Source organism: Pseudoxanthomonas sp. CCNWLY206-1 (assembly GCF_039710385.1).
GTDB lineage: Bacteria > Pseudomonadota > Gammaproteobacteria > Xanthomonadales > Xanthomonadaceae > Pseudoxanthomonas_A.
The window spans coordinates 214,133-240,127 of record NZ_JBDKXI010000005.1; the positions used below are offsets into that span (position 1 = coordinate 214,133).

Genomic DNA, 25,995 nt, shown 5'->3' on the forward strand with positions numbered 1-25,995 from the left:
GAGAAAATCGGCTACGGCATCGGCGACATGGGATTCAACTTCTACTGGGCCAACATCTCTTCGTTCCTGCTGATCTTCTATACCGATGTGATGGGGCTGGCCGCGGGCGCTGTCGGGACAATGATCCTGGTCACCAAGATCATCGACGCCATCACCGATCCGATGATGGGCGCCATCGCCGACCGTACCCGCACCCGCTGGGGCAAGTTCCGCCCTTATCTGCTGTATGCGGCGCTGCCCATGGCGGTCACCGGCGTGCTGACCTACACCGTGCCGGCCGTCGAGGGCGGTGCCCGGTTGCTGTGGGGCTACGTGACGTTCTCGCTGATGATGCTGGCGTACACCGTGCTTAGCACACCGTACTCAGCATTGTCCGGCGTCATTACCGGCGACAGCCAGCAGCGCACGACGCTCATCAGTTTCCGTTTCATCGCCGCGTTCGCGGGCACCGCCATCGTCAACTACTGCACGCTGGACATGGTCGAATGGCTGGGCCGCGGCGACGAGCCGCTCGGCTGGCAGCTGACCATGGCCGTCTATGGCGTGGCCGCCGCGGCGTTGTTCATCACCGTTTTCCTGACCACCCGCGAACGCATCTCGCCGCCGCCACAGCAGAACAGCGCGATAAAGCAGGACGTGAAGGACCTGTTGAACAACAAGGCATGGATGGTGCTGTTCGCGCTGGCGCTGATCATCATGGTGACCATCGTCATGCGCGGCGGCGCGGCGGTGTACTACATGAAGTATTTCGTGCAGCGTCCGGACCTGACCGGGAAATTCCTTGGCGTTTACTCGGTCGCGTTGGCGATCGGCGCGGCGATCACTCCGCTGCTGACGCGGCACATCGACAAGAAGCGGTTGATGGTGCTGCTGATGGCCACGGTCGGCGTACTCAGTTGCGCCATGTTCTTTATTCCCGCGGACGCAATCGGCGTGATGTTCGTGCTCAACACGTTGATAGGGTTGGCACTGGGACCGAAATCGCCATTGGCGTTCTCGATGTACGCCGACACCGCCGACTACACCGAGTGGAAGATGGGACGGCGCGCGACTGCGATGACGTTCGCGGCGGCGACGTTTTCGCAGAAACTGGGCGGGGCGCTCGCGTCCGCAATCATCGCGTGGATGCTGGCAGGCATGGGTTATATCGCCAACCAGGCGCAATCGGACGCGTCGCAGATGGGCATCGTGTTGTTGTTGACAGTGATTCCAGGCGTGGTGGCGTTCATCGCCGCCTTCACGATGCGTTTCTATCCGCTGGATAACGCGCGGTTGACGCAGATACAGAGCGAGTTGCTGGCGCGCAAGGCGGTGCAGCCATGAGCGTGCCGCTAATCACCGCGGGTGACGACGGCGCACGGGTGAGCTTGTCCACGCCGACGGCGATGCCGCTGGCATCGGCGTTCCTGTGGAACCGGAGGATGATGGTTCAGATCAATTGCCGCGGTTACGCCACCGCTCAATTCATGCAGCCGGAACCCGCCAAGTACGCGCATGCGCCGAACCTGGAGGCGCGCACGTTCATGCAGCCGGAGCAGCCGTACTACGCCCATCATCCGGGCCGTTTCTTCTACATCAAGGACGAAGACGACGGCGCGTTGTTCTCGGTGCCATACGAGCCGGTGCGCGCACTGGCCGAGACGTTCGAGTTCATCGCCGAGCCAGGACGGATCGGCTGGCGGGTTCAACACGCCGGCTTGCTGATTGAAGCGTCATTGCAGCTGACGACCGACGACGTGGTCGAGCTGTGGTCGCTGCGAGTGCGCAACCTGTCGGGACGCGCGCGCCGGATCAGCGTCTATCCGTACTTCCCGGTCGGCTATATGTCGTGGATGAACCAGTCGGCAAGTTACCGGTCCGCCCTGGGCGGCATCGTCTGTGCCAGCGTCACGCCGTACCAGCGCGTCGAGGACTATTTCAAGAATCGCGACTTCAAGGATCTGACCTTCCTGTTGCACGAGCGCGCACCGGACGGCTGGGAGACCCGACAGGCGGCGTTCGAAGGCGAGGGTGGCCTGCACGCGCCCAGCGCCTTGCAGGGACCACTGCTGGCCGGTGGTGAGGCGCACTACGAAATGCCGACGACAGCACTTCAGTACCGGCTGGCGCTTGCCGACGGCGCGGACGAGCACTTCCGCTTCCTGTTCGGTCCAGCGCACGATGAGAATGAAATCGCCGCATTGCGTGCGCGCCATCTGTCGGCGGAAGGATTCGCTGCGGCCGATGCCGCGTATGCGCACTACCTGGGACAAGGTCGCGGCTGTCTTCGGATCGAAACGCCCGAGCCGGCACTGGATCACTTCGTCAATCATTGGCTGCCGCGGCAGGTGTACTACCACGGCGACGCCAACCGGCTGACCACCGACCCGCAGACACGCAACTATCTGCAGGATCACATGGGCATGGCCTACGTGCAGCCGCAGAGCACACGCCAGGCGATTCTGCGGGCGCTGTCGCAGCAGGAGGCCAGTGGCGCGATGCCGGATGGCATCCTGCTTATCGAAGGCGCCGAGCTGAAGTACATCAACCAGATTCCGCATACCGACCATTGCGTATGGCTGCCGGTCTGTCTGCAGCCGTACCTGGACGAGACCGGCGACAGCGCACTGCTGGACGAACCGGTGACCGGCAGCGATGGTGCCACCGCGACCGTATTCGAACGGATATCCGCCGCGATGCGCTGGCTGCTGGCGGCGCGCGACGAACGTGGCCTGAGCTTCATCGCCCAGGGTGATTGGTGCGATCCGATGAACATGGTCGGCTACCGCGGCAAGGGCGTATCGGGTTGGCTGACCCTGGCCACGGCGCACGCGTTGACGCTGTGGGCTGGCATTTGCGAACGCCATGGCCGCGCGGACGCGGCAGTCGAATTCCGAACCGGTGCCGCACACGCCAATGCTGCAGTGAATACGCACCTGTGGGATGGCGATTGGTATGCGCGCGGCATCACCGACGACAACGTCGTGTTCGGCGTCGCGCGCGATACCGAAGGCCGTATCTACCTCAATCCGCAGAGCTGGGCGATGCTCAGTGGCGCGGCGGATCCGGAGCGTCAGTCGCGCTTGCTCGCCGCGGTGGAAGCGCAGTTGGAAACGCCATACGGCGTGACGATGCTGGCGCCGGCCTACACCGGCATGCGTGATGATGTCGGTCGGTTGACGCAGAAGTTTCCCGGCTCGGCCGAGAACGGATCGGTCTACAACCATGCGGCTGCGTTCTACATCCACAGCCTGTATCAGGTCGGCGATGGAGATCGCGCTTACCGGTTGCTGCGGCAAATGCTGCCCGGGCCGGATTTGCAGGATTATCTGCGGCGCGGCCAGTTGCCGGTATTCGTACCCAACTACTACCGCGGTGCGTGGTACCAGTATCCGGATAGCGCCGGCCGTTCCAGCCAATTGTTCAACACCGGCACGGCGGCTTGGGTTTATCGCTGCGTGATCGAGGGTTTGTTTGGCTTGCGTGGCGATGGCGATGTCTTGCGCATCTCGCCGCAACTGCCGCCGCATTGGACGCATGCGCGTGTGCAGCGCCGTTTCCGTGGTGCCGAATTCGAGGTGGAGTTCCGTCGTGAAGCGGATTGCAAAGGCGTAACGGTGAGCGTCGATGGCATGGCGATGGCGGAAGCTGCGATCGGCGCGATCGAAGCCGGTTGCCGCTATCGCGTGCAAGTCACGCTGCCGGTGAGCCGATGACGAGTGCCGCTGACAGCTTGACGCCCGTGCAGGCAATCGTGGTGATGGGCGTGTCCGGCAGCGGCAAATCGCTGCTGGCGCGCGCGTTGGCCGAACACTATGGCGCCCGTTATCTGGACGCGGACGATTTTCATAGCCCGCAGGCGCGTGCCCGCATGGCCAGCGGGCAACCATTGACCGATGAAATGCGTGTGCCATGGGTGGCAGCGCTGGCTGCGGCGCTACGCGATCATGCAGGCCGCGGCGAGCGAGTGGTATTGGCTTTTTCCGGCCTGCGCGCCGCGCATCGGATGCAATTGCGTATAGGCAGTGGCCTGCGCCTGCTGTTTCTGTTCCTGCGTGGCGCGCCGGAACTTATTGCTCAGAGATTGGGCACGCGCGCCGGCCACTTCATGCCGCCGTCGCTGCTGGAAAGCCAGTTCGAAACGCTGGAAACGCCGGAAGCCGAACCCGATGTGCTGCCGGTCGATATCGCGCCGCCGCCGGCACAGATGATCGCCGCAGCCGTCGCAGCGATAGAGGCCTATCGTGCCGCTGCGGTGTCTTCCGACAGCACGGGCCAGGATCGCAGCAACTGACGTGCAGCCGCTTCGGCTTGGCCGCGCAGTTCCGGCACCGCGATGCTCTCCCACAGGCAGCCGATACGCAGGCTGCCGATAGCCATGAGCCGCGGTTGCGGTTGACCCTGTGCATTCAGCAATGCGCCATCGCGGTCGGTACGCAAGCCGATGCCGTGCGGCCCGGCTTGCGCATGTCCGCTGCCCAGCAGCTCCAGCAGCAGCGGATTGCGCATGGTCTGCGCCCGCATTTCCACGCCGGTGGCGTTGATGATGCGATCCACGTCGAGCGGTTGATCGTGGCCATCGCGCTGCCGCACCACCAGGCGAACGCATGCGCCGGCGGGCATGACGGCATCCAGCCGGCCACGGTGCTGCTGCAATTGGCCGCTCGTTTGCAGCTCTTTGATGCAGGCATGCACCTGTGGCGCGATGCGGTGACGGTGCACGTCCCATAGGCGCACCACATGGCGCAGAAAGCGACGCTGATCGGCGACCGACAACGACTGCCACAAAGACTGTCCCAGAGGCCGGATGCGTTCCATTACCGCCTGCCAAGGCAAGCCCTGCGCCACGGCAACGTGCGCTTGGGTGCGAAGAAAGCGCATACGCTGACGCAGGTTCATCGCTAGCAGTTCCTGCGCATCGAAATCGGCGACCGCATGCTTGCTGTGCGACAGCGGCAGCAATGCGTGCCGGGACAGCACATGGATTTTTCCGCGGTGACCGTTGCCGGCAAGGCTGAGCGTGCTGTCGACCATGCTCAATCCGGAACCGACGATGCATACCGACGCATTGACGGGAATGGCTTTCACCGCATCGAAATCCCAGGCGGAAATCACCATGCCCGGCGGCAAACTACCCGCACCTCTCGCCGGCAGCGGCTTGGAGGCATTGCCTACCGCCAGCACTACACCATGCGAGGACAAACTTCCGCCGCCCTGCAGGTGAAGCTGAAACACATTGCCGTTTTCATTCAAGCCGACAACGCGTTCGTGCACGACCTGCAACGTCGCGGTGCTGGCTGCGCGCGAGCGCTCAAGACGGTCACGCAGATATCGGCTGTAAAGCCGGCGCTCCGCGTACTGATGGGCCAACGCCGCGCGATCGACCTCGCCACCTGACAGCTCCATCATGTAATCAAGAAAGTCTTCGGGTGCGTCGTCGAACGCACTCATGCGGCGGACGGGAACATTGAGAAGATGTTCGCCATAGCCGGTGGCGTAGGCCACGCCTTCGCCCAAGTGCACAGCCGGCTCGATCAGCACGATACGTGTCGCCGCTTGCGCCATGCGCAACGCGTGAATAGCCGCGAGCACACCGCCCGCACCACCACCGATGATGGCGAGATCGAAAATGTTTTCGTTCTGGGTGCTCGTCATGGCGGGTATTTTAAGCGATACATGATTTGCGCTTATGACGATGGGGCATGACTCGCTTGGGCGAACAGTTAGGTGATGTTTTTCACTGTGTCGTCGCCACGGCTAATGTCGAAAAGCCATCGCGGACCAAACCAAAAAATTAGAATTCGTGCTGGTGATCAGCGTTTGCCTTTAGGTGGCTACACCAAGCTGAGCGGGGCTACCGTAGGAGCGGCGTCCCGCCGCGAGCTCCTTCTGTCGGCTGACAATAAAAGCGAAGAGCTCGCGCCGGGACGGCGCTCCTACCTGTTCACGACCTTTCCACAGCTCGGGCACCCATCGGCATGCGCATCGGTGATTCGCAAGCGTGTCTCTTCGCCCCAGACGAGGAAGGGAATTCGGACTCAATGCCGGATCCGCAAAACAAAAAGCCCGCTTGGAGGCGGGCTTTTTGCAGAACTTAGGGGCTTGAGTCGCTGGACCCCGGCCTGCGCCGGGGTGACGATTCGGCAAGGCCGCTCGCGCTATGCGCGTGCGGGCCGAAGCGTCACTTGATCTTGCCTTCCTTGTAGATCACGTGCTTACGGACGACGGGATCGTACTTCTTGATCTCCATCTTGCCGGGCGTGTTCTTCTTGTTCTTGTCGGTGGTGTAGAAATGGCCGGTGTTGGCCGAGGAGATCAGACGGATTTTGTCGCGCTTGGAAGCCATGTTTGATTACTCCTCAGACCTTTTCGCCGCGGGCGCGCAGCTCGGCCAGGACGGCGTCGATGCCGTTCTTGTCGATGGTGCGCAGTGCATGCGCGGAAACTTTCAGTTTGACCCAGCGGTTTTCGCTGGCGACCCAGAAACGGCGTTCATGCAGGTTGGGCAGGAAGCGACGGCGGGTTCGGTTGTTGGCGTGGGAGACGTTGTTACCCGTCTGCACACGCTTGCCGGAAACTTGGCATACGCGGGACATTACGCACCTCGAAGGTAGATTTTGCCTCCCTTGGCCAGGAAGACGGCGGCCCCGGCGCGGCCTGAGACAGGACAAACGCCACGCGATTCAGGGGGTAAACCGCTGCAGACACAAGCCGGAATCGCGTTTCCGGCCGCAAATCCGGACGGGCCGGACGCAGCGAGCCGCGCATTATGCCCGGGTTTCCCTTGCGCCGCAAGCACTTAGACCGGGCCCCGGCCCGGTCTGCGGCGCAAAAGGCAGCCGGCGTAGAGCGGAGCTTGCTCCGCTGCTCTTCGTGAATGCGTTCACGGGTGGGAGGTTGAAACGAGAAAGCAGCGGAGCAAGCTCCGCTCTACGAAAAATGCCGTCGTTACGGCGCGACGGCTTTGGCTCCACCGCTACCTGCCTGGCTGGCCGCGATGAACTCGCGGATCTGGGACTCCAGGACCGGCAGCGGGACGGAACCCTGCTTCAACACGGCGTCGTGGAAGGCCTTGATGTCGAATCGGGCGCCCAGCGCCCGTTCGGCCTCTTCGCGCAGGCGCACGATGGCGATCTCGCCCAGCTTGTAGCTCAGGGCTTGCCCCGGCCAGGAGATGTAGCGGTCGACTTCGGTGACGACCTCGTGTTCGCTGAGGGCGCTGTGGTCGCGCAAGTAGGCAATGGCCTGGTCGCGGGTCCAGCCCTTGTGGTGGACGCCGGTGTCGATGACCAAGCGGCAGGCGCGCCACATCTCATACGTCAGGCGGCCGAAATCCTCGTAGGGCGTCTCATAGATGCCCATCTCCTTGCCCAGTTTCTCCGTGTACAGCGCCCAGCCTTCGCCATAGGCCGAAATGTAGTTCTCGCGACGGAAGGCGGGTTGTTCACCCTGTTCCTGCGCCAGCGCGCCTTGCAGCGAATGGCCGGGCGAGGACTCGTGCAGAGTCAGCGCGGGCAGGTTGTACAGCGGGCGCGAAGGCAGGTTGTAGGTATTCAGCCAATAGGTGCCCACGCCGCCGCGGCCGGCGGTCCAGAACGGCGCGATCTCCGGCGGTACCGGGATGATGGTGAAACGGCCGCGCGGCAAGGTGCCGATGTACTTGCCCACTTCGCCATCCACGCGCTTGGAAATCCAGGCGGCGCGGTCCAGCAGCTCCTGCGGCGTCTTGGCGTAGAACTGGGGATCGGTGCGCAGGAACGTAAGGAACTCGGCGAAGCTGCCCTTGAAGCCGAGCTGCCGGATGATTTCCTGCTGTTGTGCCTGGATCCGGGCGACTTCCTTCAGCCCGATCTCGTGGATTTCGTCCGGCGACAAGTCCAGCGTGGTGTACTCGCGAATCTGCTGGCGGTAGAACGCTTCGCCGTCAGGCATGGCTTCCGCGGCCAGCGTGGTGCGTGCCTGCGGGACGTATTCCTGACGGAAGAATGTCAGCAAGGTGCCGAACGCCGGAATCAACCGGTCACGGATGGCGGCGCGGCCCTCGGCGCGCAGCTGTTCCTGTTCCGCGGCCGGAATGCTGGCCGGCATCTTCTTGTAGGGCGCGTAGAACGACGAGGTTTCCGGGTCTTTCAGCTCGGACACCGTGGCGATCGAGACATCGCGGCCATCGAGTACCGCGCGCGGTACCGAGAAGCCGCGCTTCAGACCGGCGCGCATGTTGTCGATCTGCTGGCCGAAATAGCGGGGCACGTCGGCCAGGCGCGCGGCATAGGCGCGGTAGTCATCAGCCGTCTTGAGTGGACGGCGTGCCATGAACGACAGGTTGGACCAGAAAGACGAATCCGAATTGAACGGCATCTCGTACGTGCGCAGCCGCACTTCGGCGGCAAGGTTTTCCACTTGCGGACGATAGATGGCCAGGTTGATGCGGTTATCCGTCGAAAGCGCGTGTGTATCGATGGCATCCAGATCGCGCAGTACCTGCTCCCAGACTTTCAGCCGGGCGGCTTGCGAAGCGGCATCCACATCGGGCAAACGGGTCTTGTTGCCGCTGCCATCGGCATCCTCGTCGGCTTGGCCGGTCTGCTCCTGCCGCCATTTCCACTCCTTCTCGTAGATCGCCTGAAAGCGCTGGTCCGCGGTGGTAGGGGCGGATGGAAGGGTCTGGGCCTGAACCAGCGGGGCCAGGACGAGCAGCAGGACTAGGCAGTAGCGCTTCAAGACGGCGATTCCGGAAGTCGGCGGAGAGCGGATGGTATTACAACGGTGGGCGGGGGCTAGTGCTGGGGATGTTGGTGACTTAATCGAAAGAGATCACTTCAGATCACCGAACATCTCAGGCCGTCATCCCAGCTTTCGCTGGGATGACGAATCATTTCGCTAGCCGCCGCTAATGCTCTGCCTTGTCCCGCTTCCAACCGCGGTGGCGGATATCCAGGTACAGGCTGTAGAGCGCGGTGAACGCGGGAAACAGGTTCTGCAGTACGCCTACCGAATCCTGCTTGGCCGAGAACAGGAAATAGCTCAGCGTCATCAGGCTGCCGACCACGCTCATGTACCAGAACAGCCGCGGAATCACCGGTTTGCGTGCGCGCTTGGAGGCGATGAACTGCACCAGCCAGCGTCCGCCGAACATCAATGCACCGGTGTAGCCGATCAGCTTCCAGCCGGTGACATGCAGGCCGGTCCAACTCAGCCAGAGAATTTCCTGGTTTAGCAGGCCGTCCTCCATCTCAAACTTCCTGCACGGCGGTGCGCTTGCTGCGCTTGATCAGCCAAGCGACGCCGCGCAGATCGCGCATGCCCACCAGCGCGCGGTTGAGATTGTTGTACTTGGACACGCCGGTGGTGCGATGGCGATGGTTGACCGGCACGCTGATGGTCTGCCAGCCAGCACGTTGCATCAGCGCGGGCAGGTAACGGTGCATGTGATCGAAATAGGGCAGGTCCAGGAAGGCCTCGCGTTCGAACAGCTTGATGCCGCAGCCGGTATCCGGCGTGGCGTCGCGGAGCATGTTCGAGCGAATGGTGTTGGCCCACTTCGACGCCCAGCGCTTGCTGCCGCTGTCCTGGCGATTGACACGCCAGCCCGCGTAGAGCTTGGTTCGCGGATCGCCAGCATCGCGCGCGGCGATCAGCTTGGGAATATCGGCCGGATCGTTTTGTCCGTCGCCATCCAAGGTGGCAATCCAGGCGCCACGTGCAGCCTTCACGCCGGTACGGATCGCGGTGCTTTGCCCGCTTTGCTGGATGTGATGCAGAACGCGTAATTCCGGTACGGTCGCTTTCAGCGACTGCAGCACCGCCAGCGTGTCATCGCGCGAATGGTCGTCGACGTAGATGATCTCGAAGTCACACTTGGTACGCAGCGCGACGACGATTTCTTCGACCAGTGGTACGACGTTGTCGCGTTCGTTGAAGACGGGTACGACGACGGAGAGTGCGGGCGCTGGGTTCATCGGGACAATAGAAAAAGAGTGGACGAAAGCGGACGCGGGACAGCATCGCGTGCTGTTCCCTCAGCGTGAGGCAATCCGTCCGGCGGCGCATTGTCCATGACGCCATGCCGGAATTCCGTTAAGCGTGTTGCCCTGACTAAATGTGAGACAGGTCGGTTACCTATGCATCGCAAAGATGCGCCGAGGAAAACGGTTCCGCGCGGTCGCTAGACTGCTTTCGGGCGCAACTTCTCCAACACGCCATCCAAGGTGTCCAGGTCGCTGTACTGGATGATCAGCTTGCCCTTGCCGCCACGGCCGTGGGCGATGGTGACCTTGGTGCCCAGGAATTCGGAAAGTTCGGTTTCCAGCGAGGCGATGTCAGCCTGAGGTGTCGGTTTGCCCGGCTTGGCTTTCCTGCTGTTGACCGGCACCTTGCCCGCGGCGAATTGCTGCGCGCGGTGCTCCACTTCGCGCACCGACCAGCCCTGATCGGCCGCGTCGGACGCCAGCTTGCTGGCGAGTTCCGGGGACAGCGTCAGCAGCGCGCGCGCATGGCCCATTTCCAGGCGGCGTGCTTCCAGCAATGCGCGGATAGCAGGCGGCAACTCCAGCAGACGCAGCAGGTTGGACACGGCAGCGCGTGACCGGCCGACTGCTTCGGCGGCTTCGGCGTGGGTCAGCGAAAACTCGTTGATAAGCCGCTGCAGCGACTGCGCTTCTTCCAGCGGATTGAGATCTTCGCGCTGGATATTCTCGATCAGCGCCATCGCGATGACGGTGCGATCGTCCAGGTCGCGGACCACCACCGGCACTTCGGTCAGTCCGGCTTCCTGCGACGCGCGCCAACGGCGTTCGCCGGCAACGATTTCGAATTTATCCGGCGACAGTTCGCGCACCACGATGGGCTGGATGACGCCCTGGGCCTTGATCGATTCGGCCAGTTCGCTGAGTTTGCCCGGGTCCATCGACGTGCGCGGCTGGTACTTGCCCGGCTGCAGGTGGCGGATCGGCAGGTTGCGCAGGGTTTCGCCCGGTTGTGCTTCCGGCGGGGGCGTTTCAGCGGCTTTGGGACCGAGCAGGGCTTCCAGGCCGCGGCCCAGGCCGCGCTTCTTGGGGGCGCTCATCAAGCGTGCTCCATTCTCTTTTCTTGTTTCTTGCGGTCAGCCTGGCGGCGCAGGATCTCGCCAGCCAAACCCAGGTATGCCACGCCGCCGCGAGAGGTGCGGTCGTAGCCGACGATGCTCTGGCCGTGGCTGGGCGCTTCGGCCACGCGCACGTTGCGCGGCACGATGGTGCGGAAGACCTTGTCGCCGAAGTGCGTGGTCAGTTCGCCCGACACCGCGTTGGCCAGGTTGTTGCGGATATCGAACATGGTCCGTAGCACGCCTTCGATCTCGAGTTTCGGATTCAGGCGCGTGCGCATGGCCTCGATGGTTTCCATCAGCGCACTAAGGCCTTCCAGCGCGTAGTACTCGCACTGCATCGGCACCAGTACGGAATCGGCTGCCGTCAACGCATTGAGGGTCAGCAGCGACAGCGCCGGCGGGCAGTCGATGATGATGAAGTCGTAATCCGGGCGCAGCGGTTCCAGCGCTGTCCTGAGGCGTAGCTCGCGGCCGACGATGTCCATCAGTTGGACCTCGGCGGCGGTCAGGTCGATATTGCCGGGCAGCAGGTCGAAGCCTTCGGGCGCGGTGACGATGGCGGCCTTGGCCTCGATCTCCTGCAACAACACGTCGCAAGTGGAGGCTTCGAGGTCGCGCTTTTCCACCCCGCTGCCCATCGTGGCGTTGCCCTGGGCGTCCAGGTCCACCAGCAATACCCGCTGCGGCGCACGCGCCAAGGCCGCGGCAAGATTGACCGCCGTGGTGGTCTTGCCGACGCCGCCTTTCTGGTTGGCGATCGCGATGATGCGGGCCATGCGTGGTGCGCCTCGTGGAAACGTGGGTGGGTAGGGGATTATGCGGGGTCGGGGCCGGCTCTGCGAAATCGGGGTTTGCCGACAGTATTCATGCGGCGCCCGTCCTGGCGACGGCGTTGCCAGGGAAACAAGTTCGCGCCAGGTATTTCAATCGGTTACCTGCTCGCGAGCACGGTAATGCATGCCACCGCGATCAGGCGGGATCGCGCCTGACCACCACCAGATGACGCTCGCCCACCAGCCCGGGGACGGTCAGCGGATGGATGGCTTCCATGGTCCATCCGGCCGGCAGTAACGAGATTTCTTCGTCCGGGCGCACGCCCTTCATCGCCAGCAGCCGGCCGCCCGGCTTCAGCAGGTGGCCACCGACCTCGATGATGCCGGCCAGCACATCCAGCGCGCGTGCCGTCAACGCGTCGTAGCCCGCGGGTTCGTCCAACGCCTCGGCGCGCGATTCCGCCACGCGTGCATTGCCCAGGCCCAGCGTGCGAACGGCCTCGCGCAGGAATCGCGCCTTCTTGCCGTTGCTTTCCACCAGCGTTACCTGCAGCTGCGGCTTGGCGATGGCCAGCGGTATGCCGGGCAGCCCGGGGCCGGTGCCCAGATCGGCCAGCGAGCCCGATTCGACATGGCCGTGCATGGCCAGCGAATCCAGCAAGTGCCGGGTGACCATCTCGCGCGGGTCGCGGACGGCTGTGAGGTTATAGGTGCGATTCCAGCGCGCCAGCAAAGCCAGATAGTCGAGCAGGCGCGGCCCCAGCGCATCCGCGTCCAGGCCCAGCGAAATCAGGCCGCGGTGCAGGGTATCGCGCAGGTCGGCAGGTAAAGTGGTTTCGTTCATCGTGCACAGTATCGCAGGGCCTCGCTCGTCGGGAGAATTCGCCTTTGTAGGAGCGGCGTCCCGCCGCGAGCTCTTCCCCCCAGACCGCGATAAAAACCGAGAGCAATCGAAGCCCAAGCGTTCACCACCCGGACGCGCTGCGGCGCGCTTTTGATCGTGCGCGGCGAAGGGCTACCGGGGCGCGGAGCGGCGTCCCCGCCGCGAGCTCTTCCTGTCAGAGCTCAGTAAGGTCTGTCGGGGCGCGTCAACGCCTGCGCCATGCCAGCGCAGCGTGGTAACCGGGTTTGGGCGCCCAGTCATCCAGCGTCCAGTCGCCTGCTTGCCCCAATGCGGCGTCGCAACGGTCCAGCATCAGCTTGCCGTTGCGTTCGGCGAAAACCAGCCGGTGCATTCCGAACGACACGCCTTGACCGTGCGCTTTCAACACGGCTTCCTTGGCGCACCAAAGACGGAAGAACGCGAAATCCCGGTCCGCCTCCTCGTGTACCCGCAACCAGTCCGCCTCATCTGCATGGAAGAAGCGTTGCGCGATGTCCATTGCGCGGGGGCGCGGGCGGAGCTGTTCGACGTCCACGCCCAGTTCGACCGTATCGCCCAGTGCGATCAGCAACGCATCGCCGCTATGGCTCCAGCCGATGTCATGGCTCTCGAATGTCCCGCGCAGATGTGGACGACCGCATTCGTCCCTCTCGATAGGTAACGAGGAAGGCTCCACTCCCAACGCCGGCCCCAGCACCGTGCGCGCGGTCGGTTCACCGCGCTGCCTGGCGATATGGGGGCGCAGCCACAGCTGAATGCCGTGAAGCGTCCAGTCAGCTGAGGCGGAAGGTGGTTCGAACATGCTGCGCCTTTTACTTGAGGATTTTCGTGACCTGATGCGCCACGGCGTGCAAATCGCCGCGAATCGCGCTATGTATCACAACCGACAGGACGTCACCCCACGTGTCATTTTTTAACGAGCGTTCTTTAACAAGCATTTCACGCAAGTAAAAGTTGACCCAAGTGCACCCCGAGGTAAGGGGAATGTCCACAAAGGAAGGAGACAAAGCGCATGAACTTTCTTATTTACCTGATTGTCGGCGGCGTGGCGGGTTGGTTGGCGAGCATCGTGATGAAACGCGATTCCTCGCAAGGCCTGCTCTTGAATATCGTGGTAGGCATCATCGGCGGTTTTCTGGGCGGTTGGCTGTTGCCAACGTTAGGACTGGGCCTGGGCGGTGGCTGGGTTGGGTTTCTGATCACGGCCTTCATCGGTGCGGTGGTATTGCTATTGATCGTCAATCTTTTCACCCGCGGACGAGCGAGGTAGATGGTTTAGCTGCGGCCGCGTGCGCGTTACGAGACGCACCCAAGGTTCGTGGCAAAACAAAGGCCCGGTTCGCCGGGCCTTTGACTTGTTTGGAAATTGATTGGGGCAAGGATTTCAGCGCAGCTCCACCCAGGCCGGCGTGTGATCGCTGGGGCGTTCCCAGGTGCGTGGCTCGCGGTCGATACCTGCGGCGACGACCTGTTGACGCAAGGCATCCGACACCAGCGTCAGGTCGATGCGCAGGCCCAGATTGCGGCGTAGGCCGCCCAGGCGGTAGTCCCACCAGCTGAAGACGCCGGCTTCGTCGGTATGCAGGCGAAAAGCGTCGTGCAAGCCCAGCGCGTAGAGCCGTTTCAACTGGTCGCGTTCGGCGGTGGACGTGAGGATGTGTGCATCGTTCCAGACCTTCGCGTCGTAGACGTCGCGTTCGTCCGGCGCGATGTTGAAGTCGCCCAGTACCACCATGCGCGGGTATCGCCGCAACTCTTCCGCCACCCAATCGTGCACGGCATCGAGCCAGCGCAGTTTGTAGGCATATTTTTCGGTGCCCACGTCCTGGCCGTTGACCACATAAAGGTTGACGATGCGCACGTCGCCGACGGTCGCGGCGATCACTCGCTTCTGTTCGTCGTCGAATCCTGGAATGCCGATCTGCACATCAGTGACGGGCTCGCGCGAGATGATGGCGACGCCGTTATAGGTTTTCTGCCCGACAAACACGCTGCGATAGCCCAGGCCTGCCAACACCGTGTCCGGAAAGCGTGCGTCCTCCAGCTTGGTTTCCTGCAAGCCGATGACATCGGGGGCAAACGACGATAGCCATTGCTCCAAGTGCGGCAGACGTACGTTGAGCGAGTTGACGTTCCAGCTGGCGATTTTCATGTCGGGGATTCTAAGCCAATAGATGACGTAGGAGCGCCCTGCTGGGTAGGAGCGGCGTCTCGCCGCGAGCTTTTGCTTTCTGCCGCAACCGGAGAGGAAGAGCTCGCGGCGGGACGCCGCTCCTACTAGCGGATGATGAAGTCGATAAAGCGCTGCACGCGGGAATACGGCGGCTTCAGCAGGTCGCTGCCGGCGCGACGCGACTGCCACAGGATGGGCAAGGCCTTGCTGAAAGCATCGAAACCGGCGCGACCGTGATAAGCGCCCATGCCGCTCGGGCCTATGCCGCCAAACGGCAACGCGTTGATGCCGAAATGCAGCACCGTGTCGTTGACGGTGACGCCGCCGGCCAAGGTGCCGCGCAGGATCTTTTCCACTTCGGCGCGGTCGTGGCTGAAGGGATACAGCGCCAACGGACGATCGTGCGCATTGATGTAAGCGATGGCTTCGTCCACCGAGCGGACCGAACGGATCGGCAGGATCGGTCCGAATATTTCTTCTTGCATCACGCGCGCGTCATCGCCCGGTTCAAGCACCAACGTAGGTGGAAACAAGCGCTGCTGCGGGTCGCTGTTGCCGGCGAGCGGAATGATCTCCAGCCCGAGCGCGCGGGCGTCGTCCAGATAGCCGCTCAATCGCGCGAATTGGCCATCGTTGATGATGCGGGTGTAGTCGCCTGCGTCCTGCAGGTCGCCGTAGCGCGCCTGGACCTGGTCGCGCAACGCCTGCACCAGCGCATCGCGCCGATCGGCGTCCACCAGGATGTAGTCCGGTGCGATGCAGGTCTGGCCGCCGTTGAACCATTTGCCGGTCGCCAATCGTGCCGCCGCCTGCTCCACCGGATAGTCGCGACAGACGATGGCCGGCGATTTGCCGCCCAGCTCCAGCGTCACCGGCGTGAGGTTGGGCGCGGCGGCTGCCATCACCTTGCGGCCGACCGCGGTGGAGCCGGTAAACACCAGGTGATCGAACGGCAGAGCGGCGAATGCGCCGGCCACATCGGCACCACCCGTCACTACGGCAACGCGATCCGCGGGAAAGACCTCCGCCAACAGACTGCGCAGGAACTCGGCGGTGCGCGGGGTGTGTTCCGAAGGCTTCAGATAGACATGGTTGCCCGCCGCGATCGCGGTGGCCAGTGGAATCAGGGCCAGATTGACTGGGTAGTTCCAGGGAGAGATGACACCCACCACGCCAACGGGTTCGGCACGCACCTCGGCGCGCGCCGGCCAGAACCGCCAGCCCACGCCCACCCGCTGCGGCTTCATCCAGCGCCGTAGGTGCCCGGCCAGATGATCGATCTCGTTCAATACGGTCATGCCGTCGGCGATCAGCGTCTCGTGCCGGGAGCGGTGGCCGAAGTCGGCGGCGACGGTGTCGGCCATTTCATCCAGCCGGCGCTTCAGCGTGGTGCGCAAACGCTGCAGGTCGTCCTTGCGCTGGCTGTAGTCAGGCCGCCGCGCCTGCCATGCGGTGCGCAGGCGAGCCAATGTGGGCGCGAGTTCGGTGACGGCGGAATCGGTGGGCATGTCCATACGCCGGAGTGTAGTCGGGGCCGCGCGGCCGCGCTCGCTACAATGACCGGATGACCGCCATCCGCCCCTATCTTGACCGTTTTCCCGTCCTTGGCCCGCGCGTATACGTCGACCCGGCCGCTACCGTCATCGGCGATGTGGAGTTGGCCGAAGACGTTTCCGTATGGCCCGGCACGGTCATCCGTGGCGACGTCAATCACATCCGCATCGGTGCGCGCACCAATGTGCAGGACGGCACCATCATCCACGTCAGCCATCACAGCCCCTACAACCAGGCCGGTTATCCGACCCTGATCGGCGCCGACGTCACCATCGGCCACGGCACCATCATCCACGCGTGCACCATCGAGGACCTGTGCCTGATCGGCATGGGCGCCTGCATCCTGGATGGCGCGACCATCAGGAAATACGGCTTCGTCGGTGCCGGCGCGGTGGTCGGTCCCGGCAAGACGATCGGCGAGGCGGAGCTGTGGCTGGGCAACCCGGCCCGCTTCGCCCGCAAGCTCTCCGACAAGGAAATCGAGAGCCTGCATTATTCCTCCGGCCACTACGTGCGGTTGAAGGATCGCTATCTGACCGGCGAGCCGTAAGGAAGGCTTGCACGGCGGCGCGGGGCCGGTGACACTCCGCCCACGGCATGGGGATGCCAGGGGACAGGAGCAACACGATGAAGTGGAAGAGCGTGCTTGGCGGGCTATTGGCCGCCATGGTGTCGATGGCTGCGCCCGCGTTGGCGCAGGAAGAATCCGGGCAAGCGGCTGCCGAGCAACTGGTGAAGAGCCTCGCCTTCCGCGATGGCGAGATCGCAGTGCCGCAGGCCGAAGCGCATTTCCGGTTGGGTTCCGATTTCCGCTATCTGGAAAAAGCCGACGCGCGCAAGGTGCTGGAACAGTTGTGGGGCAATCCACCCGACGACACCGTATTGGGAATGATCGTACCGACCAAGCCGACTCTGCTGGAGGACAGCAGCTGGGCCGTGGTGATCACGTATTCCGACGAAGGCTATGTGTCGGACGAAGACGCCGCCAAGATCGACTACGACGAAATGCTGGCCAGCATGAAAGACGGCACACAGGAAGAGAATGCCGCGCGCAAGGAAGCCGGCTATGGCGCCGTCGATCTTGTGGGCTGGGCCGTTCCTCCGCGATATGACGCCGCCAGCAAGAAGCTCTACTGGGCCCAGGAGCTGGCGTTCGAAGGTAATCAGGACCATACCGTCAACTACGACATCCGCGTGCTGGGCCGGCGCGGCTATCTCAGCTTGAACGCGGTGGCCGGCATGTCCGAATTGCCGGTCGTGCAAACCGGCATGCAGCAGCTGCTGACGATGACCGAGTTCGACGCGGGTGCGCGCTATGCCGATTTCGACGAAAGCACCGACAAGGTGGCCGCCTATGGCGTCGCCGCGCTGATCGGTGGCGGATTGGCGGCCAAGGCCGGCCTGTTCGCCAAGCTTGGGCTGATACTCGCCAAATTCTGGAAGGTGCTATTGATCGGCATCGTGGCCGTGGGCGCGCTGGTCAAGCGCTTCTTCTCGAAGAAGGAACAGTAGGGCTGAGCAGGCGCAAGTTCAGCCCGTTAGCTGCCGATTTTTTTGATTGCCTCAAGGAGGAAACCACACGATGCGTAAGCACAAGCTCGTTGCCTTTGCAGTTGCCGCTCTACTTGCCCATCAAACGGCTGCTGCTGTCGATTATGTTGGGGTAGGAAAGATCACATCGATAGAGAATGGATGGTTTGGAGAAGGAGTTGCATTCAAACATTCAAGCCCAGGTATCACGGGATGTACGGCCGATCCCACGGAGTTCGCCATTGACAAGAGTCATCCCGGCTATAAAGAGATCGTCGCAATCGCGTTAGCCGCGCAAACATCCGCCGCGAATGTGGAACTCGTTGTCGAGAAAGGAGTGTGCCTGTTCGGCGGCAGAACCAAGGTGCTTGCGATAAAAATTTCAAATTGACAATGCTTTTGCCAGACAGCCCCCAACAAGCCGAATCCTTGTAGGAGCGCCGACCGGGCGCGAGCTCTTCGGTTTCCCGCAATCTGACAGGAAGAGCTCGCGTCGGGACGGCGCTCCTACGCAAAATTCCTAGGGATGCGTCAGCTGCTCCAAGCGGGAGAGAAATGCCATCGCTTCGTCGCGGTTGGCGCCGCACATCTCCGGGCCGGGCCGCAGCGACGCGCAGAATGCTGGACGTTCCGGTTTGCCGAACAGCTGGCATCGATAGGTATGGTCCAGCTGCACGCACGCCACGCCGGCCGGTTTACCTAGTGGCATACCGGGAATCGGCGAGTTGATCGACGGCGCCGTGCAGCAGGCGCCGCAGCCACTACGGCAGGGAAAGGCGTCGGATGTCATTCGCCACTATAAGCCGGACTGGGCAAACTCGGCGCCGACCGTTAAAGTCGCCGATACAGGGGAAGCACGCATGGAAAGCGCAGAGCAAAATTCCAAATCTTTACGTTGCACTTGGCGCCAGCGTGCTTTGTCGCAGGGAGTGGTGTCATGCGCGCGATGATGAGTGAGCTGCCCACGGTGCCCGTTGTCGTTCGTGACCATCCGATGACAAAAGCGTGGCTTACCGTCTTTTGCAACCCGATGGCTTTTGCCGCCGTGGTGAGCGCCTGATGCTGGATACCTATCGCGAAGTCGTAACGCCCGAAGGCGTGGCGCTGCATTTGCCGGCCGCCGGTCCGGTGCCGCGTGCGGTGGCGTGGTCGATCGATCTGGCCATCCGCATTGCCATCATTTCCATCCTGGGCATGATCCTTGGACTGCTCGGCCAAATGGGCCGGGGCATCTATCTGATGGTGCTGTTCTTGGTGTATTGGGCGTACCCGATCGTGCTGGAGGCGGCCTGGAATGGCCAGACCGTCGGCAAGAAAGCGATGGGACTGCAGGTGGTGTCGGCCGATGGCGCGCCGCTGGGCTGGCTGGCGGCGATCACCCGCAACCTGTTGCGTACCGTGGATATGTTGCCGTTCGGCTACGCGGCGGGATTGATCGCCAGTCTCGCCGATGCGCATGGCCGGCGCCTCGGCGACATGGTGGCAGGCACGCTGGTAGTCCATGTGCAGCAGGAGCGGGATCACACGCCGGCACCGATCAATGCGGTCTATGCGCCGCCCTTGGTGCTACAGCCGGAAGAACAGGCGGCGGTGGTCGCATTCGGAGAGCGCGCGCCGCTGCTGACGCCGGCCAGGCAGGTTGAACTGGCCGACATCGCGGGACCACTCACCGAAACGCGTGGACAACCCGGTGTGCTGCGGTTGTACGGCATGGCCAACTGGTTGCTGGGGCGACGATGAGACAAGAGCAGTTCGTCGCCCGGCATCAGTCCGAATGGAAGGCTTTTGAACATTGGCTGCAAACCCGCGGAAGCAACGCGGGCGAGGCTCGCCGCACTTCGAATACGGGTGTGGCCACCGACGAAGACATTCCCTCGCGTTATCGCCGCATCTGCCAACAACTGGCGCTCGCACGCAAGCGCGGCTATAGCCCGGCGGTGGTTGATCGGCTGCAAGGGCTGATGCAGCGCGGCCACAACATGCTGTATCGCACGCCGCCGCCGCGTTGGCGGCGCGCGGCGGAATTCCTGCTGGCGGATTTCCCGCGGCTGGTGCGCAGCGAACCCGGTTGCATGTGGGCGGCGGCAGCGCTGTTCGCGGGGCCGCTGTTGTTGATGTTCGTGTTGTTGCAGTACTACCCGGAACTGGTCCATGGGGTGATGACGCCGGAGCAAATCGCCCAACTGGAACGCATGTACGACCCCAGCGATCCCAGCCACAAGCTCGGTCGCGAAAGCGGTACGGACTGGGAGATGTTCGGCGGCTACATCATCAACAACATCAGCATCGGCTTGAGGACGTTCGCTAGCGGCCTGCTGGCTGGCATTGGTGCATTGCTGGTGCTGGTCTTCAATGGTGTGTCCATCGGCACCAGCTTCGGCCACCTGCATCAGATCGGCTCAGGCGATCCGCTGTGGCGTTTTGTTGCCGGGCATGCGCCATTCGAACTCACTGCCATCGTGCTGGCCGGCGGCGCCGGACTGCGTTTGGGTCTCAACCTGATTGCGCCGGGTCGTCACCGGCGCATCGACGCGCTGGTCGCGGCGGGTGTCAAAGGCGCCAGGCTGTGCGTAGGTATTGCCACGATGCTGTTGATCGCGGCTTTCATCGAAGCATTCTGGTCGTCCACGCAGTCGATCCCGGCAGTGGTGAAGTACAGCGTTTCGGGCGTGCTGTGGACGCTGGTGCTGCTATGGCTGTGGCGGGGTGGACGCGGAGGCGGCGGCGATGCGTCTTGAGCAACTGACGGTCCGCCTGCGCGCGCGTTCGGGCTGGGAAGCGGTGGAGCTGGGCATGGCGCTGGTGCGGCGGCACGCCGCGGCCATCTGGAAACCATGGTTGTTGGTGACGCTGCCGGTCTTTGCCTTATTGAACGCGCTGGCGTGGGCATTCGATCTGTTCTGGCTGGCGGCGCTGCTGATGTGGTGGCTGAAACCGGTGTTCGACCGGATTCCGTTATATGTGGTTTCGCGCGCGGTGTTTGGTGCGGTTCCTGGCGTCCGTGAGACGTTGCAGGCGCAGCGCCGCTGGGGCTGGGCTCCGATGCCGCATTACCTCAGCTGGCGTCGCTTCAGTCCGGTGCGTTCTTTGTACCTGCCTATCGATTTGCTGGAGGGTGTGGATGGCGAACGCATGCGCCAGCGCCGGAGTGCGCTGGGCGGCATGGCCTACGGCAATGCGGCGCTACTGACGCTGGTGTGCGCGCACTTCGAGAGCGCGCTGCTGTTGGGCTGCGTGGCTGCCGTGGTGATGTATCTGCCGGTGAGCTATCTACCGGACAGTTTCCAGGCGGCCTGGGCGCTGATCGGCGAACAACCGGCGGCATGGATGCAGTTGACCTGGAACGCATTCCTGTGGCTGGCGACCAGCATCGTCGAGCCATTCTTCGTTGGCGCCGGCTTTGGCCTTTATCTCAATCGGCGCACCCAGATCGAGGCGTGGGACGTGGAGATCGCGTTCCGCAAATTGCGTGCGCGCCTGGCTGTCGCGGCATCGCCGCTGCTTTTACTGATTCTGCTGGCGGGAACGGTGGATACGGTCTGGGCGCAAGAACGCGATACACCACCACCGTCGCCATCTTCAGCTGAGCATTCAGCCGAGAACGAAGAGCCGCCAATTCCGCCCACCTTGCCGGAGGTGTTCGGAGAGGAGCGCGTGGATGATCGGCGCTTTCGCAAGGCCGCCGACCAGGCGTATCAGGATCCGTTGCTGAGCGGAAAACGCACGCAAACCACTTGGGAAAGAAAGGACATCAAGGAAGAGAAAGAGGAGCCCAAGCGTGATGATCTCCCCGAATGGCTGCAGAGCATCCTGGGCGTGTTCGCTCTCCTCGGCGAAGGGGCGCTGTGGCTAGTGGCGCTGGCGCTGGTCGTGGTGCTGTTGGCGACGATGCGCTATTGGCTGCCGTGGATGCGGGGCGGCTTCAAGCGTCGGGCGGCGCGCCAGGTGGAAGTGGAAACCGAGGCCCTGCTGGTGCCCGAGCTATTGCCTGACAACATCCCGGCGGCCGCGCGCCGGTTGTGGCGGGAAGGCAAGCCGCGCCATGCCCTGGCGCTGCTGTATCGCGCCAGCGTGGAAAGCATGAGCGCGCGCATCAACACCGTGTTGCCGCCTGGCGCGACCGAAGCCGAATGCCTTCGCGCATCGCGGCGAATGCCCGACGTCGACGACCGCAACCTGTTTGCGCGGATCGTGCGCGTCTGGCAGTACGCCGCCTACGCGCAGCGATTGCCGGCCGAGGACGAATTCGAAGCATTGCTCGGCCAGTTGCAGCAGCGCTACGGATGGGCGGCATGAACCGATTCCGGCGTATCGCTTTGATTGCGTTGCTGGTCTCGGTGGTGGTCGCCGCCGCCGCCGCGGTCGCGTGGTTCCTGCATACCCACCACCGTGTCGATCGGGTGCTCTATCTGCCACCCCATGGCGAAGCCGGCTACAACCCGCTGTATGCGCTGAAGCAGACGCTTCAGGCCGACGGCGTGAAAGTTCAGGCCCGGCAGCGATTGAACTTGGCCGACCACGCGCTGGGGCCGCGCGATACGCTGTTGATCTACAACGATCCGCGCACGCTGTCGCCGCCCGAAGCACGCCGTTTGCTGGATTGGGTGGCGACTGGCGGACATCTGCTGGTGCGCACGCCTGCGTTCACGCGTGGAGGCACGCCGTACGCGGATCTGCTCGATGCCGTGGGCGTGGTGCCGATGACCGATGCGGCCGAATGCCAGCCGTTCAAGGTGGAAGGCGAAGACCAGCACATCGAGTTCTGCGGCGGCCGCCGGTTTGGTTTCGACGAGGTCGAACCTGAATTGTCGTGGGGCGATTTCAGCGATGGTTTCGTGTATGCGCGAATGACCTACGAAGAGGGTCACGTCGACGTGCTGGCCGACTTCGACTTCATGCTCAATGGCGGGCCCAGCGAGGGCCTCTTCGGCGGCGATCCGACCAAACCGCCCCAAGGTGGCCTTCGCGATGGTCCGCACCGCGCGTTGGCCCGGCAGGTGCTGGCGCCGAACTATGGCCAGGGCACCGTGCATCTGGTGTATGCCGCGCAGATGCCATCCCTGTTCCGTCGCGTATTGCTCGAAGGCTGGATGGTCTGGTTGCCGTTGCTGGCTGCATTGCTGGCCTGGCTATGGATGCGCATGCAGCGCTTCGGGCCGGAATGGCCGGCACCGGCCGCCGAGCGTCGCTCGTTGCTGGAGCACGTGCGCGCCAGCGGCGAGCATCTGTTCCGCTACGGCCGCGGCGTGCTGCTGTATAGCGCGGTGCGCAATGCCTTCCTCGCCCGCCTGCGCCGTCGTCATCCGGTGGCCGCCGCGCTGACCGGCGAACCGCAGATTGCTGCTATCGCCGAACGCTTCGGATTGAGCGACAGCGTTGTACGTACTGCTTTGCAGACGCCCGCCGGGCACGACAAACAAGCCTTCCGCGACCGCATTTCCACTTTGATCCAGCTGAGAAACCGACTATGAACGACACCGCCGCCGCTCCACTGACCGGCGAAGCGCTCGCCGAACGCGCCGCCGCCGTACGCGAGGAAGTAGCCAAGGCTTTTATCGGGCAGCCCGAGGTTCTGGATCAGATACTGATCGCACTGTTGGCGGGTGGGCACGTGCTGATCGAAGGCGTGCCGGGTCTGGGCAAGACCCTGCTGGTGCGTGCGCTGGCGCAGGCGCTGGAATTGACCTACGCGCGCGTGCAGTTCACCCCCGACCTGATGCCCAGCGACGTCAGCGGCCATGCGGTGTACGACCCCAAGACCGAAAGCTTCAAGATCCGCCGCGGACCGGTGTTCACCAACCTGTTGCTGGCCGACGAGATCAACCGTGCACCGGCCAAGACCCAATCGGCTTTGCTGGAAGTGATGCAGGAAGGCCAAGTGACCATCGAAGGAAAGTCCTTCATGTTGTCGCCGCCGTTCCTGACCCTGGCTACGCAGAATCCGGTGGAGCAGGAAGGCACTTATCCATTGCCGGAAGCGCAGCTGGATCGTTTCCTGCTGAAGGTGCTGATCGACTATCCCGCGCTGGAAGACGAGAAGCGCATGGTCGACGCCATCACCACCGGCCGCACCGCCGGCGACTTCGATCTGTCGCAAGTGCGCCGTGTGCTGGGACCGGACGACATCGCCGCCATGCAGCACGGCACCGCGCAGGTAGTGGTGGACCCGCAGGTAGTCGACTATGCGGTGCGAGTAGTCGCTGCTACGCGTAAATGGCCGGGCATTTCGCTCGGCGCGGGCCCGCGCGGCAGCATCGCGCTGATCCGCGCCGCGCGTGCGCAGGCGGTGTTGCAAGGGCGTGACTTCGTCACACCGGACGATGTCCGCGATATCGCCAAGCCCGCGTTGCGCCACCGCATCATGCTGGCGCCGGAACTGCAGATCGAAGGCCAATCGCCGGACGATGTCCTTCATGCATTGCTGGCCAAGGTGGAAGCACCGCGGAAATGATGGCCGGCCTTCTCGTGAAGGTTGACTGTGGGAGCGACGTGAGTCGCGACTGTGAAATGTCGACCTGCGAAAAGTTTACAGACGTCTGCGAGACCGCGGTCGCGACTTACATCGCTCCCACAAGGGAAGTGTTATGAGACCCGCGCCGCTGCTGATCGCACTGTTGATCCTGTGGGGGCTGTCCGGCTTGGCCGTGCTGTTCTTCGGCGTACCCGCGGCGGCATGGCAAATCACCGGTGCAGCATTGCTGCTGCTCGGTGTGGCCGATGCCATGCTGCTGCGCCGCCGTGCCACTCCGCAGGTCTTCCGAGAAATTCCCGAAGCGCTGCCGCTGGGCGTTGAGCGCGACGTGACCGTGCGTGTGGAGTCGTTGAGGCGGCAGCGTGTCGACTTGTTTGACCTTCACCCCGGCGCCTGGCCGTCACAGGGCCTGCCGCAGCGACTGAAGCTGGCGCCCGCCACCGCGACGAGTTTCAGCTATCGCTTGCGTCCCAATATGCGCGGCGACGCTTGGTTCCAAGGCGTGCAACTGCGTCTGCATTCACCCTGGCGTTTGTGGCGGCAATCGCGCGTGGCCGGTGCGCCGCTGCGTGTGCGCGTATATCCCAACTTCGCACCACTGACGAAGTTCGCGCTATTCAGTGCGGAACAAGCCTCGCGTTTGGTGGGCGCACACCTCAAGCGCCGGCGTGGCGAAGGCACCGACTTTCACCAGATGCGCGAATACCGCGTCGGCGACAGCATGCGGCAGATCGATTGGAAAGCGACGGCGCGTTCGCGCAAGTTGATTTCACGCGAGTATCAGGACGAAAAGAACCAGCAGCTGGTGATGATGATAGACACAGGGCGTCGCATGCTGGCGCGCGAGGATGGGCTGGGTCACTTCGATCACGTACTCAATGCGTCGCTGGTGGTGTCCTATCTCGCACTTCGCCAGGGCGATGCCGTCGGGCTGCTCGCCAGTGGCGGCGATCGCCGCTGGGTAGCGCCGCAACGAGGAATGGCCGCCATCGACACGCTGTTGCGCGCCAGCTACGACCTGCAGCCGCAGGCGGTGGCGACCGACTATCTCGCCGCCGCCACCGAACTGTCGTTGCGCCAGCGGCGGCGCTCGCTGGTGATGCTGGTGACCAACGTGCGCGACGAAGATATCGAAGACCTGCTGGCCGCGGTACGGTTGTTGCAGAAGCGCCACCTGGTTTGCGTCGCCAGTCTGCGCGAGCGCTCGCTGGACGAGGCCCTGGACCGGGACGTCAATGATCTGCATGGTGCCATTCATGCCGGCGCGGCTGCGCGCTATCTGGAGCAGCGCGCCGCCGCGCATGACGCATTGCGCAGCCACCGGGTAATGGTGCTGGATGTCTCCAGCGAAGAATTGCCGGCCGCGTTGGTGGAACGGTATCTGGCGGCCAAGCGGGCGGGGTTGTTGTAGCAATCTCACCTTGCAGGAGCGACGTAAGTCGCGATGACGCTTTACTGGTAGAGCCTCATCGCGACTTACGTCGCTCCTACAGGGCTCATGCCCGGGTCTTGCTAAAGTGCGCCGCAGACATCCGCGTGGAGGAA

The 25,995-nt window shown here is 63.3% G+C and carries 26 protein-coding genes; 13 read left to right on the plus strand and 13 right to left on the minus strand.

The features are described 5' to 3' along the window. Positions 1-27: 27 nt before the first annotated feature. Genes AADW18_RS13120 through AADW18_RS13130 form a run of 3 tightly spaced genes read left to right on the plus strand, consistent with a single transcriptional unit; the run spans position 28 to position 4,273 of the window. Positions 28-1,323 (plus strand): MFS transporter, encoded by a 1,296-nt coding sequence (locus tag AADW18_RS13120; RefSeq protein ID WP_337343995.1) that lies wholly within the window; start codon positions 28-30, stop codon positions 1,321-1,323. Then, positions 1,320-3,695: a glycosyl hydrolase family 65 protein gene (locus AADW18_RS13125; protein WP_337343844.1), complete on the plus strand. Its 2,376-nt coding sequence runs from the start codon at positions 1,320-1,322 to the stop codon at positions 3,693-3,695. The genes AADW18_RS13120 and AADW18_RS13125 overlap by 4 nt, the downstream gene beginning before the upstream one ends. After that, positions 3,692-4,273, plus strand: a complete 582-nt coding sequence (locus AADW18_RS13130) for a gluconokinase, GntK/IdnK-type (RefSeq protein WP_337343845.1) — start codon at positions 3,692-3,694, stop codon at positions 4,271-4,273. Before AADW18_RS13125 ends, AADW18_RS13130 begins: the two co-directional genes overlap by 4 nt. Here AADW18_RS13130 and AADW18_RS13135 read toward each other — a convergent pair. The 10 genes from AADW18_RS13135 to AADW18_RS13180 form a co-directional block, all read right to left on the minus strand. Continuing rightward, positions 4,219-5,634 (minus strand): FAD/NAD(P)-binding protein, encoded by a 1,416-nt coding sequence (locus tag AADW18_RS13135; protein WP_337343846.1) that lies wholly within the window; start codon positions 5,632-5,634, stop codon positions 4,219-4,221. The two genes, AADW18_RS13130 and AADW18_RS13135, sit on opposite strands and share 55 nt — an antisense overlap. A 526-nt stretch (positions 5,635-6,160) precedes the next feature. Continuing rightward, entirely contained in the window at positions 6,161-6,325 is a 165-nt protein-coding gene (gene rpmG / locus AADW18_RS13140) for a 50S ribosomal protein L33 (protein ID WP_027070918.1), read from the minus strand. A gap of 13 nt (positions 6,326-6,338) precedes the next feature. Next, positions 6,339-6,575: a 50S ribosomal protein L28 gene (rpmB, locus tag AADW18_RS13145; RefSeq protein WP_145704052.1), complete on the minus strand. Its 237-nt coding sequence runs from the start codon at positions 6,573-6,575 to the stop codon at positions 6,339-6,341. Between the two features lie 352 nt (positions 6,576-6,927). Beyond that, positions 6,928-8,679: a DUF885 family protein gene (locus AADW18_RS13150; protein WP_337343996.1), complete on the minus strand. Its 1,752-nt coding sequence runs from the start codon at positions 8,677-8,679 to the stop codon at positions 6,928-6,930. A gap of 190 nt (positions 8,680-8,869) precedes the next feature. Further along, positions 8,870-9,211, minus strand: a complete 342-nt coding sequence (locus AADW18_RS13155) for a lipid-A-disaccharide synthase N-terminal domain-containing protein (RefSeq protein ID WP_337343847.1) — start codon at positions 9,209-9,211, stop codon at positions 8,870-8,872. 1 nt (position 9,212) lies between these two features. Further along, entirely contained in the window at positions 9,213-9,938 is a 726-nt protein-coding gene (locus tag AADW18_RS13160) for a glycosyltransferase family 2 protein (RefSeq protein ID WP_337343848.1), read from the minus strand. Positions 9,939-10,144: 206 nt separating this feature from the next. Further along, complete coding sequence (locus AADW18_RS13165; protein ID WP_337343849.1) at positions 10,145-11,044, minus strand: ParB/RepB/Spo0J family partition protein; 900 nt, start codon at positions 11,042-11,044, stop codon at positions 10,145-10,147. Further along, entirely contained in the window at positions 11,044-11,841 is a 798-nt protein-coding gene (locus AADW18_RS13170; RefSeq protein WP_337343850.1) for an AAA family ATPase, read from the minus strand. The genes AADW18_RS13165 and AADW18_RS13170 overlap by 1 nt, the downstream gene beginning before the upstream one ends. A gap of 193 nt (positions 11,842-12,034) precedes the next feature. Beyond that, positions 12,035-12,682: a 16S rRNA (guanine(527)-N(7))-methyltransferase RsmG gene (rsmG, locus tag AADW18_RS13175; protein WP_337343851.1), complete on the minus strand. Its 648-nt coding sequence runs from the start codon at positions 12,680-12,682 to the stop codon at positions 12,035-12,037. Between the two features lie 244 nt (positions 12,683-12,926). Next, a complete protein-coding gene (locus AADW18_RS13180) occupies positions 12,927-13,523 on the minus strand; it encodes a 4'-phosphopantetheinyl transferase superfamily protein (protein WP_337343852.1) in 597 nt (198 codons plus the stop codon). A gap of 210 nt (positions 13,524-13,733) precedes the next feature. On the opposite strand from AADW18_RS13180, the gene AADW18_RS13185 reads away from it, so the two are divergent. After that, positions 13,734-13,991: a GlsB/YeaQ/YmgE family stress response membrane protein gene (locus AADW18_RS13185; RefSeq protein ID WP_337343853.1), complete on the plus strand. Its 258-nt coding sequence runs from the start codon at positions 13,734-13,736 to the stop codon at positions 13,989-13,991. A gap of 114 nt (positions 13,992-14,105) precedes the next feature. Here the strand turns inward: AADW18_RS13185 and xth are convergent, their stop codons facing one another. Beyond that, entirely contained in the window at positions 14,106-14,873 is a 768-nt protein-coding gene (xth, locus tag AADW18_RS13190; protein ID WP_337343854.1) for an exodeoxyribonuclease III, read from the minus strand. Positions 14,874-14,998: 125 nt separating this feature from the next. Next, positions 14,999-16,402, minus strand: coding sequence for a coniferyl aldehyde dehydrogenase (locus tag AADW18_RS13195; protein WP_337343855.1), 1,404 nt, complete (start codon positions 16,400-16,402; stop codon positions 14,999-15,001). A 56-nt stretch (positions 16,403-16,458) separates the two neighbouring features. Between AADW18_RS13195 and AADW18_RS13200 the strand changes: the two genes are divergently transcribed. The 3 genes from AADW18_RS13200 (at position 16,459) to AADW18_RS13210 (ending at position 18,369) form a co-directional block, all read left to right on the plus strand. Next, positions 16,459-16,998, plus strand: coding sequence for a gamma carbonic anhydrase family protein (locus AADW18_RS13200; protein WP_337343856.1), 540 nt, complete (start codon positions 16,459-16,461; stop codon positions 16,996-16,998). Positions 16,999-17,075: 77 nt separating this feature from the next. Continuing rightward, the gene (locus AADW18_RS13205) at positions 17,076-17,960 is read left to right on the plus strand and encodes a DUF2167 domain-containing protein (protein WP_337343857.1); all 885 of its coding nucleotides are present in this window, start codon (positions 17,076-17,078) and stop codon (positions 17,958-17,960) included. A 70-nt stretch (positions 17,961-18,030) separates the two neighbouring features. Further along, the gene (locus AADW18_RS13210; RefSeq protein ID WP_337343858.1) at positions 18,031-18,369 is read left to right on the plus strand and encodes a hypothetical protein; all 339 of its coding nucleotides are present in this window, start codon (positions 18,031-18,033) and stop codon (positions 18,367-18,369) included. Positions 18,370-18,498: 129 nt separating this feature from the next. Here AADW18_RS13210 and AADW18_RS13215 read toward each other — a convergent pair whose 3' ends face one another. After that, positions 18,499-18,768 (minus strand): YkgJ family cysteine cluster protein, encoded by a 270-nt coding sequence (locus tag AADW18_RS13215; RefSeq protein ID WP_337343859.1) that lies wholly within the window; start codon positions 18,766-18,768, stop codon positions 18,499-18,501. Positions 18,769-19,037: 269 nt separating this feature from the next. On the opposite strand from AADW18_RS13215, the gene AADW18_RS13220 reads away from it, so the two are divergent. The 6 genes from AADW18_RS13220 to AADW18_RS13245 all read left to right on the plus strand — a co-directional run bounded on the left by AADW18_RS13220 (position 19,038) and on the right by AADW18_RS13245 (position 25,861). Continuing rightward, the gene (locus AADW18_RS13220) at positions 19,038-19,718 is read left to right on the plus strand and encodes an RDD family protein (protein WP_337343997.1); all 681 of its coding nucleotides are present in this window, start codon (positions 19,038-19,040) and stop codon (positions 19,716-19,718) included. Then, complete coding sequence (locus AADW18_RS13225; protein ID WP_337343860.1) at positions 19,715-20,716, plus strand: stage II sporulation protein M; 1,002 nt, start codon at positions 19,715-19,717, stop codon at positions 20,714-20,716. Before AADW18_RS13220 ends, AADW18_RS13225 begins: the two co-directional genes overlap by 4 nt. After that, complete coding sequence (locus AADW18_RS13230) at positions 20,706-22,274, plus strand: DUF4129 domain-containing protein (RefSeq protein ID WP_337343861.1); 1,569 nt, start codon at positions 20,706-20,708, stop codon at positions 22,272-22,274. The genes AADW18_RS13225 and AADW18_RS13230 overlap by 11 nt, the downstream gene beginning before the upstream one ends. Next, positions 22,271-23,449 carry a DUF4350 domain-containing protein gene (locus AADW18_RS13235; protein ID WP_337343862.1) on the plus strand — a complete coding sequence of 393 codons (1,179 nt, stop codon included), beginning with the start codon at positions 22,271-22,273 and terminating at the stop codon, positions 23,447-23,449. The genes AADW18_RS13230 and AADW18_RS13235 overlap by 4 nt, the downstream gene beginning before the upstream one ends. After that, positions 23,446-24,429 (plus strand): MoxR family ATPase, encoded by a 984-nt coding sequence (locus AADW18_RS13240; RefSeq protein ID WP_337343863.1) that lies wholly within the window; start codon positions 23,446-23,448, stop codon positions 24,427-24,429. The genes AADW18_RS13235 and AADW18_RS13240 overlap by 4 nt, the downstream gene beginning before the upstream one ends. Before the next feature lie 133 nt (positions 24,430-24,562). Further along, positions 24,563-25,861 carry a DUF58 domain-containing protein gene (locus tag AADW18_RS13245; RefSeq protein WP_337343864.1) on the plus strand — a complete coding sequence of 433 codons (1,299 nt, stop codon included), beginning with the start codon at positions 24,563-24,565 and terminating at the stop codon, positions 25,859-25,861. Positions 25,862-25,995 lie beyond the last annotated feature (134 nt).

Excerpts from the sequence above, each read along its gene's own strand:
- rpmB (WP_145704052.1), bottom strand. The coding sequence starts at position 6,575 with ATGTCCCGCGTATGCCAAGTTTCCGGCAAGCGTGTGCAGACGGGTAAC.
- xth (WP_337343854.1), bottom strand. The coding sequence starts at position 14,873 with ATGAAAATCGCCAGCTGGAACGTCAACTCGCTCAACGTACGTCTGCCG.
- rpmG (WP_027070918.1), bottom strand. The coding sequence starts at position 6,325 with ATGGCTTCCAAGCGCGACAAAATCCGTCTGATCTCCTCGGCCAACACC.
- AADW18_RS13125 (WP_337343844.1), top strand. The coding sequence starts at position 1,320 with ATGAGCGTGCCGCTAATCACCGCGGGTGACGACGGCGCACGGGTGAGC.
- AADW18_RS13165 (WP_337343849.1), bottom strand. The coding sequence starts at position 11,044 with ATGAGCGCCCCCAAGAAGCGCGGCCTGGGCCGCGGCCTGGAAGCCCTG.
- AADW18_RS13235 (WP_337343862.1), top strand. The coding sequence starts at position 22,271 with ATGAACCGATTCCGGCGTATCGCTTTGATTGCGTTGCTGGTCTCGGTG.
- AADW18_RS13210 (WP_337343858.1), top strand. The coding sequence starts at position 18,031 with ATGCGTAAGCACAAGCTCGTTGCCTTTGCAGTTGCCGCTCTACTTGCC.
- AADW18_RS13195 (WP_337343855.1), bottom strand. The coding sequence starts at position 16,402 with ATGCCCACCGATTCCGCCGTCACCGAACTCGCGCCCACATTGGCTCGC.
- AADW18_RS13135 (WP_337343846.1), bottom strand. The coding sequence starts at position 5,634 with ATGACGAGCACCCAGAACGAAAACATTTTCGATCTCGCCATCATCGGT.
- rsmG (WP_337343851.1), bottom strand. The coding sequence starts at position 12,682 with ATGAACGAAACCACTTTACCTGCCGACCTGCGCGATACCCTGCACCGC.
- AADW18_RS13185 (WP_337343853.1), top strand. The coding sequence starts at position 13,734 with ATGAACTTTCTTATTTACCTGATTGTCGGCGGCGTGGCGGGTTGGTTG.
- AADW18_RS13200 (WP_337343856.1), top strand. The coding sequence starts at position 16,459 with ATGACCGCCATCCGCCCCTATCTTGACCGTTTTCCCGTCCTTGGCCCG.
- AADW18_RS13155 (WP_337343847.1), bottom strand. The coding sequence starts at position 9,211 with ATGGAGGACGGCCTGCTAAACCAGGAAATTCTCTGGCTGAGTTGGACC.
- AADW18_RS13230 (WP_337343861.1), top strand. The coding sequence starts at position 20,706 with ATGCGTCTTGAGCAACTGACGGTCCGCCTGCGCGCGCGTTCGGGCTGG.
- AADW18_RS13205 (WP_337343857.1), top strand. The coding sequence starts at position 17,076 with ATGAAGTGGAAGAGCGTGCTTGGCGGGCTATTGGCCGCCATGGTGTCG.
- AADW18_RS13220 (WP_337343997.1), top strand. The coding sequence starts at position 19,038 with ATGCTGGATACCTATCGCGAAGTCGTAACGCCCGAAGGCGTGGCGCTG.
- AADW18_RS13245 (WP_337343864.1), top strand. The coding sequence starts at position 24,563 with ATGAGACCCGCGCCGCTGCTGATCGCACTGTTGATCCTGTGGGGGCTG.
- AADW18_RS13160 (WP_337343848.1), bottom strand. The coding sequence starts at position 9,938 with ATGAACCCAGCGCCCGCACTCTCCGTCGTCGTACCCGTCTTCAACGAA.
- AADW18_RS13170 (WP_337343850.1), bottom strand. The coding sequence starts at position 11,841 with ATGGCCCGCATCATCGCGATCGCCAACCAGAAAGGCGGCGTCGGCAAG.
- AADW18_RS13225 (WP_337343860.1), top strand. The coding sequence starts at position 19,715 with ATGAGACAAGAGCAGTTCGTCGCCCGGCATCAGTCCGAATGGAAGGCT.
- AADW18_RS13120 (WP_337343995.1), top strand. The coding sequence starts at position 28 with ATGGGATTCAACTTCTACTGGGCCAACATCTCTTCGTTCCTGCTGATC.
- AADW18_RS13130 (WP_337343845.1), top strand. The coding sequence starts at position 3,692 with ATGACGAGTGCCGCTGACAGCTTGACGCCCGTGCAGGCAATCGTGGTG.
- AADW18_RS13215 (WP_337343859.1), bottom strand. The coding sequence starts at position 18,768 with ATGACATCCGACGCCTTTCCCTGCCGTAGTGGCTGCGGCGCCTGCTGC.
- AADW18_RS13180 (WP_337343852.1), bottom strand. The coding sequence starts at position 13,523 with ATGTTCGAACCACCTTCCGCCTCAGCTGACTGGACGCTTCACGGCATT.
- AADW18_RS13240 (WP_337343863.1), top strand. The coding sequence starts at position 23,446 with ATGAACGACACCGCCGCCGCTCCACTGACCGGCGAAGCGCTCGCCGAA.